The sequence below is a fragment of the Streptomyces sp. NPDC047453 genome (assembly GCF_040643155.1).
Taxonomy (GTDB): Bacteria; Actinomycetota; Actinomycetes; order Streptomycetales; family Streptomycetaceae; genus Streptomyces.
Genome location: NZ_JBEYTS010000007.1, coordinates 111,600 through 125,436, shown reverse-complemented (window position 1 = coordinate 125,436; position 13,837 = coordinate 111,600). Strand labels below are relative to the sequence as shown.

General features: G+C 70.4%; 15 protein-coding genes. 9 read left to right on the top strand and 6 right to left on the bottom strand.

Annotated features, from left to right (window positions below; all coding sequences use genetic code 11):
* Positions 1 to 69: 69 nt before the first annotated feature.
* Positions 70 to 720: a bifunctional 4-hydroxy-2-oxoglutarate aldolase/2-dehydro-3-deoxy-phosphogluconate aldolase gene (locus ABZ818_RS09485; protein WP_361412625.1), complete on the top strand. Its 651-nt coding sequence runs from the start codon at positions 70 to 72 to the stop codon at positions 718 to 720.
* 5 nt (positions 721 to 725) lie between these two features.
* Positions 726 to 1,667: a sugar kinase gene (locus ABZ818_RS09480; RefSeq protein ID WP_361412719.1), complete on the top strand. Its 942-nt coding sequence runs from the start codon at positions 726 to 728 to the stop codon at positions 1,665 to 1,667.
* Positions 1,668 to 1,754: 87 nt separating this feature from the next.
* On the opposite strand, the gene ABZ818_RS09475 is transcribed toward ABZ818_RS09480, so the two are convergent.
* Positions 1,755 to 2,024, bottom strand: a complete 270-nt coding sequence (locus ABZ818_RS09475; protein WP_361412624.1) for a DUF2530 domain-containing protein — start codon at positions 2,022 to 2,024, stop codon at positions 1,755 to 1,757.
* Positions 2,025 to 2,272: 248 nt separating this feature from the next.
* On the opposite strand from ABZ818_RS09475, the gene ABZ818_RS09470 reads away from it, so the two are divergent.
* On the top strand, positions 2,273 to 3,724 hold the full coding sequence (locus ABZ818_RS09470) for an NCS2 family permease (RefSeq protein WP_361412623.1): 1,452 nt from the start codon (positions 2,273 to 2,275) through the stop codon (positions 3,722 to 3,724).
* A gap of 21 nt (positions 3,725 to 3,745) precedes the next feature.
* Here the strand turns inward: ABZ818_RS09470 and ABZ818_RS09465 are convergent, their stop codons facing one another.
* Positions 3,746 to 3,928, bottom strand: coding sequence for a ribbon-helix-helix protein, CopG family (locus ABZ818_RS09465; RefSeq protein WP_361412622.1), 183 nt, complete (start codon positions 3,926 to 3,928; stop codon positions 3,746 to 3,748).
* 153 nt (positions 3,929 to 4,081) lie between these two features.
* On the opposite strand from ABZ818_RS09465, the gene ABZ818_RS09460 reads away from it, so the two are divergent.
* Both ABZ818_RS09460 and ABZ818_RS09455 read left to right on the top strand, forming a co-directional pair.
* Positions 4,082 to 4,519: a MarR family transcriptional regulator gene (locus ABZ818_RS09460; RefSeq protein ID WP_100568981.1), complete on the top strand. Its 438-nt coding sequence runs from the start codon at positions 4,082 to 4,084 to the stop codon at positions 4,517 to 4,519.
* Between the two features lie 49 nt (positions 4,520 to 4,568).
* Entirely contained in the window at positions 4,569 to 5,930 is a 1,362-nt protein-coding gene (locus ABZ818_RS09455; protein WP_361412621.1) for an MFS transporter, read from the top strand.
* A 31-nt stretch (positions 5,931 to 5,961) separates the two neighbouring features.
* On the opposite strand, the gene ABZ818_RS09450 is transcribed toward ABZ818_RS09455, so the two are convergent.
* Positions 5,962 to 6,549, bottom strand: coding sequence for a Uma2 family endonuclease (locus tag ABZ818_RS09450; protein WP_361412620.1), 588 nt, complete (start codon positions 6,547 to 6,549; stop codon positions 5,962 to 5,964).
* Between the two features lie 104 nt (positions 6,550 to 6,653).
* On the opposite strand from ABZ818_RS09450, the gene thpR reads away from it, so the two are divergent.
* Complete coding sequence (gene thpR, locus ABZ818_RS09445) at positions 6,654 to 7,226, top strand: RNA 2',3'-cyclic phosphodiesterase (RefSeq protein ID WP_361412619.1); 573 nt, start codon at positions 6,654 to 6,656, stop codon at positions 7,224 to 7,226.
* Between the two features lie 154 nt (positions 7,227 to 7,380).
* Here thpR and ABZ818_RS09440 read toward each other — a convergent pair whose 3' ends face one another.
* The 3 genes from ABZ818_RS09440 to ABZ818_RS09430 form a co-directional block, all read right to left on the bottom strand.
* On the bottom strand, positions 7,381 to 8,376 hold the full coding sequence (locus tag ABZ818_RS09440; RefSeq protein ID WP_361412618.1) for an aldo/keto reductase: 996 nt from the start codon (positions 8,374 to 8,376) through the stop codon (positions 7,381 to 7,383).
* A 72-nt stretch (positions 8,377 to 8,448) separates the two neighbouring features.
* Positions 8,449 to 9,036 (bottom strand): Uma2 family endonuclease, encoded by a 588-nt coding sequence (locus tag ABZ818_RS09435; protein WP_361412617.1) that lies wholly within the window; start codon positions 9,034 to 9,036, stop codon positions 8,449 to 8,451.
* A gap of 113 nt (positions 9,037 to 9,149) precedes the next feature.
* Positions 9,150 to 9,824, bottom strand: coding sequence for a GDSL-type esterase/lipase family protein (locus tag ABZ818_RS09430; protein WP_361412616.1), 675 nt, complete (start codon positions 9,822 to 9,824; stop codon positions 9,150 to 9,152).
* A gap of 88 nt (positions 9,825 to 9,912) precedes the next feature.
* Between ABZ818_RS09430 and ABZ818_RS09425 the strand changes: the two genes are divergently transcribed.
* From ABZ818_RS09425 to ABZ818_RS09415, 3 genes are all read left to right on the top strand, one after another.
* Positions 9,913 to 10,893 (top strand): WD40 repeat domain-containing protein, encoded by a 981-nt coding sequence (locus tag ABZ818_RS09425; RefSeq protein ID WP_361412615.1) that lies wholly within the window; start codon positions 9,913 to 9,915, stop codon positions 10,891 to 10,893.
* A 97-nt stretch (positions 10,894 to 10,990) separates the two neighbouring features.
* The gene (locus tag ABZ818_RS09420; protein WP_361412614.1) at positions 10,991 to 12,514 is read left to right on the top strand and encodes a cellulase family glycosylhydrolase; all 1,524 of its coding nucleotides are present in this window, start codon (positions 10,991 to 10,993) and stop codon (positions 12,512 to 12,514) included.
* 264 nt (positions 12,515 to 12,778) lie between these two features.
* Complete coding sequence (locus ABZ818_RS09415; protein ID WP_361412718.1) at positions 12,779 to 13,729, top strand: endonuclease/exonuclease/phosphatase family protein; 951 nt, start codon at positions 12,779 to 12,781, stop codon at positions 13,727 to 13,729.
* Positions 13,730 to 13,837 lie beyond the last annotated feature (108 nt).

The window sequence follows — 13,837 nt, the reverse complement described above, 5'->3', positions numbered from 1 at the left end:
GTGTCCTGCCTCGTCGAAGGCGACCAGGCAGTCCGCCCCCAGCACCCTGTTGTGAGAAGGAGCTGTTCCGTGGCCCAATCGGCGGCCCCCCTGCACCTGCCCGTGGCCCTGACCGAGACCCGTGTCGTGGCCGTCCTGCGTCCCGCGACGACCGAGCACCTCGCCACCACCGTGGCCGCGCTCATACGCGCCGGAGTGCGAACGATCGAACTGACCGCCACCACCCCGGATTTCCCGGCGGTCCTGGAACGGACCGTCAGGCAGTTCTCGGCCGACGCGGTGATCGGCGCCGGCACCCTCACCGACGAGGCCCTCACCCGCGCCGCGATCGACGCCGGAGCCGGGTTCGCCGTGTCTCCCGGCCTGGTGGACGAGCTGCCCCGGATCGCGTCCGCGCACGGGGTACCGAGCATCGTCGGCGCCTGGACGCCGTCCGAGGTGCTGCGGGCCCACGCCCTCGGCGCGGACGCCGTGAAGATCTTCCCCGCCGCGACCGGCGGCCCCGCCCACCTGCGCAGCCTGCGCGAACCGTTCCCCGGCATCCCGTTCGTCCCGTCGGGAGGGATCACCGTGGAGACCGCCGGCTTGTACGTGGCCGCCGGGGCGGTCGCGGTCAGCCTGGGCGGCGCGCTCACCGGCAGCGCGCTGCGCGACGGCGACGTATCGGTGATCGCCCGGCGCGCGGCCACCCTGTTCAAGTCGATCGAGGAAGCGGTGTGAGCGCGATGGGTCCCGAAGTCGTCACCCTGGGCGAGTCCATCGGGCTGCTCACCCAGTCGGCGAACGTGCCGCTGATCCGGCAGCCGACCCTGCGGCTCGGCTTCGGCGGCGCCGAGAGCAATGTGGCCATAGGTCTGGCCCGGCTCGGCCGCGCCGCGCACTGGATCGGCCGGCTGGGCACGGACGAGGTCGGCGAGCTCATCGCCCGGGAACTGCGCGCCGAGGCCGTGTCGACGTCGATCGTGCGCGATCCCGCGCCGACCGGCCTGATGCTGAAGACCCGCCAGGCCTCGGGCCGGGTGCAGGTCAGCTACTACCGCACGCACAGCGCCGGTTCCCGGCTCGCGCCCGCCGATCTCGACGAGGCCGTGATCGCCGGCGCGAGGATCCTGCATGTCACCGGCATCACGCCAGCCTTGAGCGCGTCCGCGTCCGACGCGGTGCGCAGGGCCGTCGCCCTCGCCGAGGAGCACGGTGTCACCGTCTCCTTCGACGTCAACTTCCGCTCCCGGCTGTGGCCGCAGGACCGGGCCCGCCCGGTCCTCGGCCATCTGCTCGGCAAGGCCGACATCTTCTTCGCGACCACCGAGGAAGCCCTGCTGTTCACCGACGAGAAGGACCCCGAGGCGCAGGCGAGGGCCATCGCCGCACTCGGTCCCGGCCAAGTCGTGATCAAGCTCGGCTCCGCCGGCAGCGTCGCGTGCGTCGACGGGGTCGTCCACCGGCAGCGGCCCCAGCCGGTCGCCGTGGTCGACCCGGTGGGCGCCGGAGACGCGTTCGCCGCCGGCTACCTCAGCGCGGTGCTCGCCGGAGAGGACGCGGCCGAGCGCCTCCGGATCGCCGGTCTGTGCGGTGCTCGTGCCGTCACCGTCGCCGGTGACTGGGAGGGCGCTCCGTTCGCGGCCGAGATCGACGACGCCGCCCTCGGCACCGACGTCGTCCGCTGACGCAGGCGGTCCCGGTCCGGGGGCCTTCGGCCGGGGCAGGCGCACCCTGCCCCGGCCCGCCCCCTCACGTCGGGTGCGCGGGTCCGCCTATTCCGCGGACGTCGACTGCTGCGGCAGCCCCGCCCGCTTGATGGCGGCGTCCCGCTTGCGGACGTACCAGATGCCGATCAGGCCGAGGCCCCCGCCGGCCAGGCACGTCCACAGCCACCAGGTGTGACCGTGGTCGTGGAACCAGCCGTAGAAGGGGAGCTGGGCCAGGAAGAGGACGAACCACACGATCGTGCCGCCGGTGATGGTGGCGACCACGGGGCCCTCCAGGGGCTCCGGCGCCTCGTGCTTGGGGGTCCACTTCGCCATGGGGGTCAGCTTACGGGGCCCGGATGAGAAGCGTCCCGCCCCTGGCAGGACCGTTGTCTACGCGCGGAGATGGTCTTTTCGGCTTCATATGTTCATACTGAAACGGTCCGAGTCTGGCCACTTCTCTTCGTAGGAATCACCAACAGAGTCGCGACAGGGACCTGGGGGAACCTGTTGGTTGTCGGTTTGGTTTGATCCTCGGTCCGGCCCGGAACCCCGTACCCACCCGCACCTTTGAGGTCACCCGCATGCCCACCTCGGCCACCGCCAAGGCTTCCGCCCCCGAGCAGCCGGGAACGCCACCCCCGTACGGCGCTCTCGACCGCTACTTCAAGATCTCCGAGCGGGGCAGCTCCCTGTCCCGGGAGGTCCGCGGCGGTTTCGCCACCTTCTTCGCGATGGCCTACATCATCGTGCTGAACCCGATCATCCTGGGCAGCGCGAAGGACATGTACGGGCACCAGCTCAACAACGGCCAGCTGGTCACCGCCACCGTCGTGACCGCCGCGTTCACCACTCTCCTCATGGGTGTCATCGGCAATGTGCCGATCGCGCTCGCCGCAGGCCTCGGCGTCAACACGGTCGTCGCGCTCCAGCTGGCGCCGCGCATGTCGTGGCCGGACGCCATGGGCATGGTCGTCCTCGCCGGCTTCGTGGTGATGCTGCTGGTCGCCACCGGCCTGCGCGAGCGCGTGATGAACGCCGTGCCGCTCGGCCTGCGCAAGGGCATCGCCATCGGTATCGGCCTGTTCATCATGCTGATCGGGCTCGTCGACTCCGGTTTCGTCTCCCGCATCCCGGACGCCGCCCACACCACCGTCCCGCTCCAGCTCGGCGCCGACGGTCACCTCAACGGCTGGCCCGTTCTCGTCTTCATCCTGGGCGCGCTGCTCACGCTGGCGCTGATCCTGCGCAAGGTGCCCGGCGCGATCCTGATCTCGATCGTCGCGATGACCGTCCTGGCGGTCGTGATCAACTCCGTCGCCAAGGTGCCGTCCTGGGGTCTGACCACCCCGAAGTGGCCGGGCAGCCCGTTCTCCACTCCCGACTTCGGCCTGCTCGGCAAGGTCAGCCTGTTCGGCGGCTTCGAGAAGGTCGGCGTGCTCACCGGCGTCCTCTTCGTCTTCACCGTGCTGCTGTCGACCTTCTTCGACGCCATGGGCACGATCATGGGCATCAGCGACGAGGCGAAGCTGACCGACGCCCAGGGGCAGATGCCCGGCATCAACAAGGTCCTCTTCGTCGACGGCATCGCGGTCGCCGCCGGTGGCGCCAGCTCCTCCTCCGCCACCACCTGCTTCGTGGAGTCGACGGCGGGCGTCGGCGAGGGCGCCAGGACCGGCTTCGCCAACGTCGTCACCGGTGCCCTGTTCGCCGTGGCGCTGTTCCTGACCCCGATCGCCACCATGGTGCCGTCCCAGGCGGCCACCCCGGCCCTGCTCGCGGTGGGCTTCCTGATCCTGTCCGGTTCGGTCAAGGAGATCGACTGGGCGGACTACACGATCGCCATCCCGGCCTTCGTGACGATGGTGATGATGCCGTTCACCTACTCGATCACCAACGGCATCGGCATGGGCTTCATCACCTTCGTGGTGCTGCGCCTGGCGGCCGGCCGCGGCAAGGACGTCCCGGTGGCGATGTACGTGGTGGCGGCGGTCTTCGCCTTCTACTACCTGATGCCGGCCCTCGGCCTGACCTGATCCGACCCGGTTCGGCGCGGGTCATGTGACCCCGTAGAACCTCTTCGTCTCCTCGACGGCGGCCTGGAACCGCTCGTCGAAGTCATCCCGAATGAGCGTCCGGACGACATAGTCCTGGACGCTCATTCCTCTTTTGGCGGCGTGGCACCTGAGCCGTTCGAGCAGCTCGTGGTCCATGCGCAGGCTGAGCACACTGGTCCCCATGGGCACGAGGGTCGCGGGACTTTCCCGCGCGAGGCGTGGTGTTTCGGGCATGGATCACTCGAAAGAGTGATGTGATCTTCAGTGGCGGGAGTCACGGGCGTAGGGCGTGTTCCCGGTGGTATTTAGAGAGAGTAATGAGTTACGCTAAAGAACATGCCGGACCTCACCCATGGCGACGACGCTGCCGCCGTGAACTCCCTGCGCTCCGCCGTGATGCGGTTGTCCCGTCGGCTCAAGCACCAGCGCGTCGACGAGTCGCTGAGCCCCACCGAGATGTCGGTGCTGGGCACCCTGTCCAACTGCGGGAGCGCCACCCCGGGCGAACTCGCCCGCAAGGAGCACGTGCAGCCGCCGTCGATGACCCGCATCGTGGCGCTGCTGGAGGCCAAGGGGCTGGTCAGCCTGGAGCCGCACCCCGAGGACCGGCGTCAGAAGGTGGTCACGAGGACCGCCCAGGCCGAAACCATGCTGGAGGAGAGCCGCCGCAAGCGGAACGCCTTCCTGGCCGGTCTGGTCGAGGGTCTGGACGAGGACGAGTGGGCCAAACTGAGCGCCGCCGCCCCCGTACTGGAGAAGCTCGCACACCTGTAAAACGCGTACCACTCGGCGAGTGAGCAGCCGGCCAAGGAGGCGAACCCCTTTGAGTACGGGATCCGGAGCAGACTCCGCCCCCGCACCGACCACCCACGATTCCCCCGCCGCCCCCGACACCCCCCGCAAGTCCTCGATGTTCAGCTCGCTGAGGGTCAGGAACTACCGCCTGTTCTTCCTGGGCCAGGTCGTCTCCAACACCGGCACCTGGATGCAGCGCATCGCGCAGGACTGGCTGGTCCTGAGCCTCACCGGCTCCTCGGCCGCCGTCGGCATCACCACGGCCCTCCAGTTCCTGCCGATGCTGCTCTTCGGCCTCTACGGCGGCGTCCTCGTCGACCGACTGCCCAAGCGGCCCACGCTGCTCGTCACCCAGTCGGCCATGGCCGTCACCGGCCTCGCACTCGCCGTGCTCACCCTCACCGGCCAGGTCCAGGTGTGGCACGTCTACCTCGCCGCGTTCGCGGTGGGCCTCGCCACGGTCGTCGACAATCCGGCCCGCCAGTCCTTCGTCTCGGAGATGGTCGGCCCGAAGCAACTCCAGAACGCGGTCAGCCTGAACTCCGCGAACTTCCAGTCCGCCCGTCTGGTCGGCCCCGCCGCAGCGGGCGTGATGATCACCGGCGTGGGCACCGGCTGGGCGTTCCTCGCCAACGGCCTGTCCTTCGTCGCCCCCATCGTCGGCCTGCTGCTGATGCGCACCCGTGAGCTGCACGTCGTCGAGCGCGCACCGCGCGGCAAGGGCCAGCTCCGCGAGGGCCTGCGCTACGTCGCCGGCCGCCCCGAGCTGATCTGGCCGATCGTCCTGGTCGGCTTCATCGGCACCTTCGGCTTCAACTTCCCGGTGTGGCTGTCGGCCTACGCCGAGGACGTCTTCCACTCCGGAGCCGGCGCCTACAGCCTCTTCAACACCGTGATGGCGGTCGGCTCCCTGGTCGGCGCCCTGCTCGCGGCCCGCCGCGGCACCGCCCGGCTGCGCGTGCTCATCGCGGCCGCCGCGGCCTTCGGCGCGCTGGAGATCGTCGCCGCGCTGGCCCCGTCGTACTGGCTGTTCGCGCTGCTGATGGCGCCCATCGGCATCTTCGGCCTGACGGTCAACGTCACGGCGAACACCGCGGTGCAGATGGGCACCGACCCGGCCATGCGCGGCCGGGTGATGGCCCTGTTCATGATGGTCTTCATGGGCGGTACACCGCTGGGCGCGCCCCTCGTCGGCTGGATCACCGACGCCTACGGCGCCCGCGTCGGCTTCGCCGCGGGCGGTGTCGTCTCGCTCGCCGCGGCCGCCACCATAGGCCTGGTCCTGGCCCGCGCCGGCGGTCTGCGCCTGTCGTTCGGCTGGAACCGCGGACACCCCCGCGTGGACCTGGTCCCCCGCCACCACCGAAAGCAACTGGCCGCCGCGGCGTAGCCCGGGTGCGTCCGGTCCGTCGGGCAGGCGGTCAGTCGCGGGGGAACTCGTCGGTCTTGAGGACGAGGCCGACCGGGGTGTCGTTCAGGTCGACCTCGTCACCGAAGTCGAGGCTGAGGACACCGCGGTACTCGCCGTCCTTGGGCAGGGTGTGCAGGTGCCATGTTCCGGTGTACGGGTCCACGATCAGGTACACCGGCACTCCGGCGGCCGCGAACGCTTCCTTCTTCGGGCCGTAGTCGTTCCTGGCAGTGCCCTGGGAGATCACCTCGGCGACCAGCTCGACGTCCCCAGGACGCCAGTGCCCCTTCTCGTCCTTCCGGGCGCCCTCCGCGAGTGCCACGACGTCGGACGAGAAGCCGTTGAGGTGTCCGGGGTAGTCGATGCGGACGTCGGACTTCACGCGCTTGCGCGGGTACTTGGCGCGCAACTGCTCGACGATGTCCAGGATGATCTCCCAGTGGGTGTCCCGCTGTGGCGTCACGAAGATGCCCCCCTCGACGATCTCGGTCTTGAAACCTTCGGGGATGTGCATCTGCTCCAGCCACTCGAACATGTCGTCGAGTGTGGGCTCGTCGCTTTGGTCGGCCATCTCGATCCTGTCTGCCAGAACAGTCACTGTGCCGCTCCTCCCCGCTGCTGCCTGGTCGCATGCAGCCGCGCGGTACAACGATACGCACGGTGACCAGGTCACGTCCGGGAGCGCGGCGGGACACTGGGCCCATGAGACTGTTCGCCGCCGTACTGCCCCCGCGGGACGTGCTCGGCGCGCTCGCGGACGAGATCGCCGGGTTGCGGAAGCTGCCGGGCGCGGACCGGCTGCGCTGGACGCAGCGGCCCGCCTGGCACTTCACGCTCGCCTTCTACGGCGAGGTCGGCGAGGAGGTCGTACCCGGACTGTCGGCCCGCCTGGAGAAGGCCGCACACCGGACCGGGGCCTTCTCGCTCGCCCTGCGCGGGGGAGGGCAGTTCGGGCGCGGCAAGGCGCTGTGGACGGGGGCGGAGGGCGACCTCGCGACCCTGCGGCTGCTGGCCGACCGCGCGGAGGCGGCGGCGCGGAAGGCGGGTGTGACCATGAAGGAGCACCGCCCCTACCAGGCCCACCTGACGGTGGCGCGCAGCCGGGACGGCCTTGACGTACGGCCGTACGTCCAGGCGCTGCGGGACTTCACGAGCGGTGCGTGGACCGTGGAGGAGCTGGTCCTCATGCGCAGCCTGCTGCCGAGGTCCGGGGTGCAGGGGGAGCAGCCCCGCTACGAGCCGGTCGGCCGCTGGCCACTGCGGGCGGCCGGTTAGTCTCGAGTACGTGGACCCGAAAACCCGGAACCGGATCATGGCCGGTGCGCTCGTGCTGATGTTCGCCGTCGTCGCCCTGGCGTCCGCGCTCGGCAGGTGACGCGGAGCACGGACGCCAGGGACGGTACGGCCGCTCGGGCGGCGCGGGAGGTGCCTACCAGGCGAAGGCCTCCGGCGACGGACCCGGTCCCGGGAAGATCTCGTCGAGTCCGGCCAGCAGTTCCCCGCTCAGTTCCAGCTCGACCGCCCGCAGCGCCGACGCGAGCTGCTCGGCGGTGCGCGGGCCGACGATCGGGCCGGTCACGCCGGGCCGGGTGAGCAGCCAGGCCAGCGCGACCTCGCCGGGCTCGAGACCGTGTTTGTCGAGCAGGTCCTCGTACGCCTGGATCCGGTCGCGCACGGCGGTGTCGGCGAGCGCCTCGGCGGACCGGCCGGAAGCGCGCCGACCGCCCTCGACCTGCTTCCTGAGCACACCGCCCAGCAGCCCACCGTGCAGCGGCGACCAGGGGATGACCCCGAGGCCGTAGTCCTGCGCGGCCGGGATCACCTCCATCTCGGCGCGCCGCTCGGCGAGGTTGTACAGGCACTGCTCGCTGACGAGCCCGATGGTGCCGGAGCGCCGCGCGGCGATCTCGTTGGCCTGGGCGATCTTGTAGCCGGGGAAGTTGGAGGAGCCGACGTAGAGGATCTTGCCCTGCTGGATCAGTACGTCGACGGCCTGCCAGATCTCCTCGAAGGGGGTGTCCCGGTCGATGTGGTGGAACTGGTAGACGTCGATGTGGTCGGTCTGCAGCCGCTTGAGGCTGGCGTCGACGGCCCGCCGGATGTTCACGGCGGAGAGCTTGTCGTGGTTGGGCCAGACGTTGGAGTTGTCCGGGGACATGTTCCCGTACACCTTGGTGGCCAGGACGACCTTGTCGCGCCGGTCCCCGCCCTTGGCGAACCAGTTGCCGATGATCGACTCGGTACGGCCCTTGTTCTCGCCCCAGCCGTAGACGTTGGCCGTGTCGAAGAAGTTGATCCCCGCGTCCAGTGCCGCGCCCATGATCGCGTGGCTGTCCGCCTCGTCGGTCTGCGGACCGAAGTTCATCGTGCCGAGCACCAGTCGGCTGACCTTGAGTCCTGTGCGTCCGAGCTGTGTGTACCTCATGGTCCCCAAGCCAACGTCTTGGAGTGCGCTCGATGCAAGGGGAGTTGTGGACGGGGCGCCGGCGGCCGGTGGTCAGTCGCGGGGGAACTCGCCGGTCCTGAGGACGAGGCCGACCGGGGTGTCGGCGAGGTCCAGGTCCTCGCCGAAGGGGAGCTTCGTCTCGGTCGTGTAGTCGCCGTTCATGGGATGGGTGTAGACGCGGCATTCGCCTTCGTACGGATCGGCGATGAGGTAGACGGGAACTTCGGCGAGCGCGTAGGTGAGCTTCTTGGGACCGTAGTCATTGGCGGCCGTGTTCTCGGAGATGACTTCGGCCACGAACTCGATGTCCCGGTAGTGCCAGCGGCCCTTGGCGTCCTGCACCGAGCGGTCGGCCATCGCCGCGACATCACAGGCGAATCCGTTCAGGCGCCCGGGAAAATCGATCCGTACGTCCGAGGCCAGCCGCTTGGCCGGGTACTTGGCGCTCAGCTGTCGGGCGATGTCGAAGATGATCTGCCAGTGGGTGTGACGTTGCGGTGACATGAAGATGTTTCCCCCGACGATCTCGACCTTCGTTCCCTCGGGGACGGGCATCTTCTCGAGCCACTCGAACATCACGTCCAGAGTCAGCTCGTCGCTCTCCTCGGCCATCGTGATCCTGTCTTCCAGGACGGTCATCGTGGCGCTCCTCCCCGGCTGCCCCGTGGACGAGCGCAGCCGCGCAGTACAACGATACGCACAGTGACGAGGGCACGGGTGGCAGCGCATATGCCAAGAGGAGGCGACGCGGCTCACCCCTCGTACTCTCCACCCCACCCCCACCTCTGGTGCAGCGCCCCCGCGAACGCCGCCGCGATCTTGTGCTCGCCGCTCTCGTTCGGGTGGGTGCCGTCGTAGGTGTCCGTGTGGACGTCGTACGTCGGCGGCGGGGGTGCCAGGAGCAGCGGGGAGCCGGGTTCGTCCAGGCGGGCCACCGTCTCGGCCAGCAGCTCGTTGAAGCGGTCCACCTCCGCGGCGAAGAGCGGGTCGGCCTCGGCGCGGATGTTCGTGATCACCGGGAGCAGGACCGCGCGGATGCGCGCGTTGGCGGCCCGCGCCTGGGCCACGAAGGCCTCCACGTGCACCGCCGTCTGCTCGGCGTTCGTGTAGAAGCCCAGGTCGATCAGGCCGAGCGAGACCAGCAGCACATCCGCGCGGCACTCGCGTACCGCGTCGCCGACGAGCGGGACCATGTGCCCCCAGCCCTCGCCCCAGCCGGCCAGATGCGCGCGGGGGAAGTCGGGATCGGCGTAGGCGAGGGAGGTCGGCGCGTCCGCCGACTTGTCGTAGAGCGTCTCGCGCGGGCCGACGAGGGTGAACGGACCGCCGTACGTCGCGCACAGGTGCTGCCACAGGCGGTAACGCCAGGTGTACTCGCTCGCGCTGCCGATCGTCATGGAGTCACCGACGGGCATGAACCTGAGCATCCGCTCATCATGGACGATGGACGGGGGAGGTGCGATGTGAGGCCCACCACGCAGTGTGAACATCCGTGCGGGATGGCAGGCTTGGGGGATGCGCCGACCGTTCGCCCTGCTCGCCGGGGCCCTTCTGGCGGGTGCGCTCGCCGCGCCCGCCGCCCTCGCCGCCGACGGCGACGACGGGTTCACGATCAAGGACCCACGGATCAAGGAGTCCAGCGGTCTCGCGGCCTCGCACCTGCATCCGGGCGTTTACTGGACGCACAACGACAGCGGCTACGGCCCGCAGATCTACGCCGTGGACGGCAGGACCGGCGAGACCGTCGCCACCGTCACCCTCAGCGGCATCGGCAAGCCCCGCGACATGGAGGCCATCTCCATCGGGCCCGGCGACCAGATCTACGTCGGCGACATCGGCGACAACCTCGACGGCACCTGGCCGTACGTGTGGATCTACCGGCTGCCCGAGCCGAAGGAGCTGAAGGACCGGACGATCCGGGCCACGCAGTACGTCGTGAAGTACGCGGACGGGCCGCGCAACGCCGAGTCGATGGTCGTGCACCCGAAGACGGGGCGCGTCTACATCATCGACAAGAAGGAGGACGGCGGCCACCTCTACGAGGGCCCGGCCGAGCTGTCCCCCTCGGGCACGAACGTCTTCAAGCCGATCGCCCCCGTCGACCTGTGGGCCACCGACGCCGCCCTCTCCCCGGACGGCACGCACCTCGCCGTGCGCGGCTACTTCGGTGGCATCCACTACGACTGGAACGGCGGCAGGATCAAGCGCGCGGGCCGGCTCGACGTGCCGCTCCAGGGGCAGGGGGAGTCCGTCACCTACAGCGTGGACGGCACGAAGCTCCTGTACGGCAGCGAGGGATCCGAGAGCCCGGTGCAGGTGCGCGACGCGCCGGATGCCGACGGGTCCGCCAAGTCGCCGTCCCGGCAGGGCGGTTCGAACTCCGCCGGGGCCGGTCCGGACGGAGGCGGCCGCTTCGGCGCGGGCACCGTCGTCGTGGTGGCCGGCGTGGTGGCCGCGGTGTGGGGGTTGGGGCGTTTGTTGCGTCGGCGCTCTTGACGGGTGGTCGCCACCTGGCTTCCACTGGGAGGCGCGGGTGTGTGGGAGCGCTCCCACCAGTTCCGGTCCCGCGGCCCCCTCGGGAGGAAGCAGCAACATGTTCCGCACCTTGCGAAGAGCGCTCTGCGCCGCCGCGGCGCTCCTGTTACCGCTGGGCCTGGGACTCGGCCTGCCGGCCACCGCGCACGCGGCCCCCACCGCGGGCGGTGCCGGCTACTGGCACACCAGCGGACGCCAGATCCTGGACGCGTCCGGACAGTCCGTCCGGATCGCCGGCATCAACTGGTTCGGCTTCGAGACCAGCAACCAGGTCGTCCACGGTCTGTGGTCCCGCGACTACAAGAGCATGATCGACCAGATGAAGTCGCTGGGCTACAACACCATCCGGCTGCCCTACAGCGACGACATCCTCAAGTCCGGCGCCAAGCCGTCGAGCATCGACTTCTCCGCCGGCAAGAACGCCGACCTGCAGGGGCTGACCTCCCTCCAGGTCATCGACAAGCTCGTCGCGTACGCCGGCCAGGACGGTCTGAAGGTCATCCTCGACCGCCACCGGCCGGACTCGGGCGGCCAGTCGGCCCTCTGGTACACCGCCTCCGTCCCCGAGTCGACGTGGATCGCCAACCTCAAGTCGCTGGCGACCCGTTACAAGGGCAACGCGACGGTCATCGGCATCGACCTGCACAACGAGCCCCACGACCCTGCCTGCTGGGGCTGCGGGGACCAGGCGACCGACTGGCGCCTGGCCGCCGAGCGGGCCGGCAACGCGGTCCTCTCCGCCAACCCCGACCTGCTGATCTTCGTCGAGGGCATCCAGACCTTCAACGGCGTCTCCGGCTGGTGGGGCGGCAACCTGATGGGCGTCGGCCAGTACCCGGTGCGCCTCGACGTGGCCAACCGGGTCGTGTACTCCGCCCACGACTACGCCACCAGCGTCGCCCAGCAGAGCTGGTTCAGCGACCCGTCCTTCCCCAACAACATGCCCGACATCTGGGACAAGTACTGGGGCTACATCTTCAAGCAGAACATCGCCCCCGTCTGGGTCGGCGAGTTCGGCACCACGCTCCAGTCCACGGTGGACCAGAAGTGGCTGGCGGCGCTGGTCAGTTACCTGCGCCCGACCTCGACGTACGGCGGAGACTCCTTCCACTGGACCTTCTGGTCCTGGAACCCCAACTCCGGTGACACCGGCGGGATCCTGAAGGACGACTGGCAGACCGTGGACACGGCGAAGGACGGCTATCTGGCGACCGTCAAGGCACCGGGCTTCCCGAGCACCGGGGGCGGCGGCGACAACGGCGGCGGTGACGGCGGCGGCCGGGCCGCCTGCCGGGCCGCCTACGTCGTCAGCAGCGACTGGGGCAGCGGCTTCAACGCCGATGTGACGGTGACCAACACGGGCCCCACCGCGATCAAGTCCTGGAAGGTGACCTGGACCTGGAGCGGTTCCCAGAAGGTCACCAACATGTGGAACGCGTCGTACACCCAGAGCGGGGCGACCGTGACGGCGGTCAACGCCGCCCACAACGGGGCGATCGCGGCCAATGGTTCGACCGCCTTCGGCTTCGGTGGCGCGCCCGGGGGCGGGGGTGTGCCGAGCGTGAGCTGCACGGCGTCCTGACGACCGCGAGGCGCCCGGTGCTCGACGCCGGGCGCCTCACGGTTGCGGCCCGTCGTCGAACGGACGGCGTCCGGTCGTTCCGGCGCCCACGCGCGGATGGCGGAAACTGATCCATTCGGAGGCGCGTCTTGGACGGCGAGGCCGAGTGGAGGGGAAGCCAGGGTGGGTCGGGAACGGGCGGGCGGCGGTGCCGCAGCGGCGGTGCGGGTGGTGGTGCCCCCGTGGGCGCGGCGCCGGGCGGGGCGGCGTGCTCCCGGCCAGGAGGTGCAGGGGGACGCGGGGCACCGGTCGGCGTGGCGGCGGGGGCGGGTGCTCGCCGCGCTCGCGGCGCTGACGGCCGGGCTGCTGGCGTTCCACCGTGCCGTGCCCAACTCGGTGGGCCGCCTGGGCAGTCTGCTGGAGGCGTTCCTGCCGTGGCTCGGCCTGGTGGTCGTGGTGCTGTTCGCCCTCGCGCTGCTGCGCCGTTCGGCCGTGGCGCTGGTGGCTCTGCTGCTGCCGGTGGCGGCCTGGACGTACCTCTTCGGCGGGCTGCTCCTGCCCGGCCCGGCGTCCGGCGCGCGCCAACTGGTCGTGGTGCAGCACAACGTCAGCGACGAGAACGCCGATCCGGCGGGCACGGCCCGCGCCCTGGCCGACGCCGGGCCCGACCTCATCGCGCTGGAGGAGCTGGTGCCCCCGGCGCTGTCGGTCTACGAGAAGACCCTCGCCGCCGCCTACTCCTACCACGAGGTCCGGGGCACCGTCGGACTCTGGTCGAGGCATCCGCTCAGCGGCACCCGGCTCCTCGACATCAAGCCCCGGGGGATCACGGAGGCATGGAGCCGCGGGCTGCGGACCGTGGTGCACACCCCGCACGGCCGGATCGCGGCGTACGTGGCGCACCTGCCCTCCCTCCGCGTCCGGGCGAGCGGCCTCGCGTCCGGCCGGCGCGACGAGAGCGCCCTGCTGCTGGGCGAGGCCGTCGCCGCCGAGGAGCTGAGAACCGTGATCCTGCTGGGCGACCTCAACGGCACGGTCGAGGACCGCGGGCTGGCCCCGCTGACCTCGCGGCTGAACGTGGCGGAACGGGGGTTCGCCCTCAGCTTCCCCGCCGCCTTCCCGCTGGCCCGGATCGACCAGGTCATGGCCCGCTCGGCGGCCGTCGCCCACATCCGCACCCTGCCCGCCACCGGCAGCGACCACCTGCCGGTCGCCGCCCGGATCGACCTGGACTGAGAGCGTCCGACCCGGACCGGCAGAGGCACGGACCGGCAGAGGCACGGACCGGCAGAGGCACGGACCGGCAGGGGGCACGGACCGACAGGGGCACCGGCAGGGGCGCGG

Excerpts from the sequence above, each read along its gene's own strand:
- ABZ818_RS09480 (WP_361412719.1), top strand. The coding sequence starts at position 726 with ATGGGTCCCGAAGTCGTCACCCTGGGCGAGTCCATCGGGCTGCTCACC.
- ABZ818_RS09475 (WP_361412624.1), bottom strand. The coding sequence starts at position 2,024 with ATGGCGAAGTGGACCCCCAAGCACGAGGCGCCGGAGCCCCTGGAGGGC.
- ABZ818_RS09470 (WP_361412623.1), top strand. The coding sequence starts at position 2,273 with ATGCCCACCTCGGCCACCGCCAAGGCTTCCGCCCCCGAGCAGCCGGGA.
- ABZ818_RS09465 (WP_361412622.1), bottom strand. The coding sequence starts at position 3,928 with ATGGGGACCAGTGTGCTCAGCCTGCGCATGGACCACGAGCTGCTCGAA.
- ABZ818_RS09460 (WP_100568981.1), top strand. The coding sequence starts at position 4,082 with ATGCCGGACCTCACCCATGGCGACGACGCTGCCGCCGTGAACTCCCTG.
- thpR (WP_361412619.1), top strand. The coding sequence starts at position 6,654 with ATGAGACTGTTCGCCGCCGTACTGCCCCCGCGGGACGTGCTCGGCGCG.
- ABZ818_RS09440 (WP_361412618.1), bottom strand. The coding sequence starts at position 8,376 with ATGAGGTACACACAGCTCGGACGCACAGGACTCAAGGTCAGCCGACTG.
- ABZ818_RS09435 (WP_361412617.1), bottom strand. The coding sequence starts at position 9,036 with ATGACCGTCCTGGAAGACAGGATCACGATGGCCGAGGAGAGCGACGAG.
- ABZ818_RS09430 (WP_361412616.1), bottom strand. The coding sequence starts at position 9,824 with ATGCTCAGGTTCATGCCCGTCGGTGACTCCATGACGATCGGCAGCGCG.
- ABZ818_RS09425 (WP_361412615.1), top strand. The coding sequence starts at position 9,913 with ATGCGCCGACCGTTCGCCCTGCTCGCCGGGGCCCTTCTGGCGGGTGCG.
- ABZ818_RS09420 (WP_361412614.1), top strand. The coding sequence starts at position 10,991 with ATGTTCCGCACCTTGCGAAGAGCGCTCTGCGCCGCCGCGGCGCTCCTG.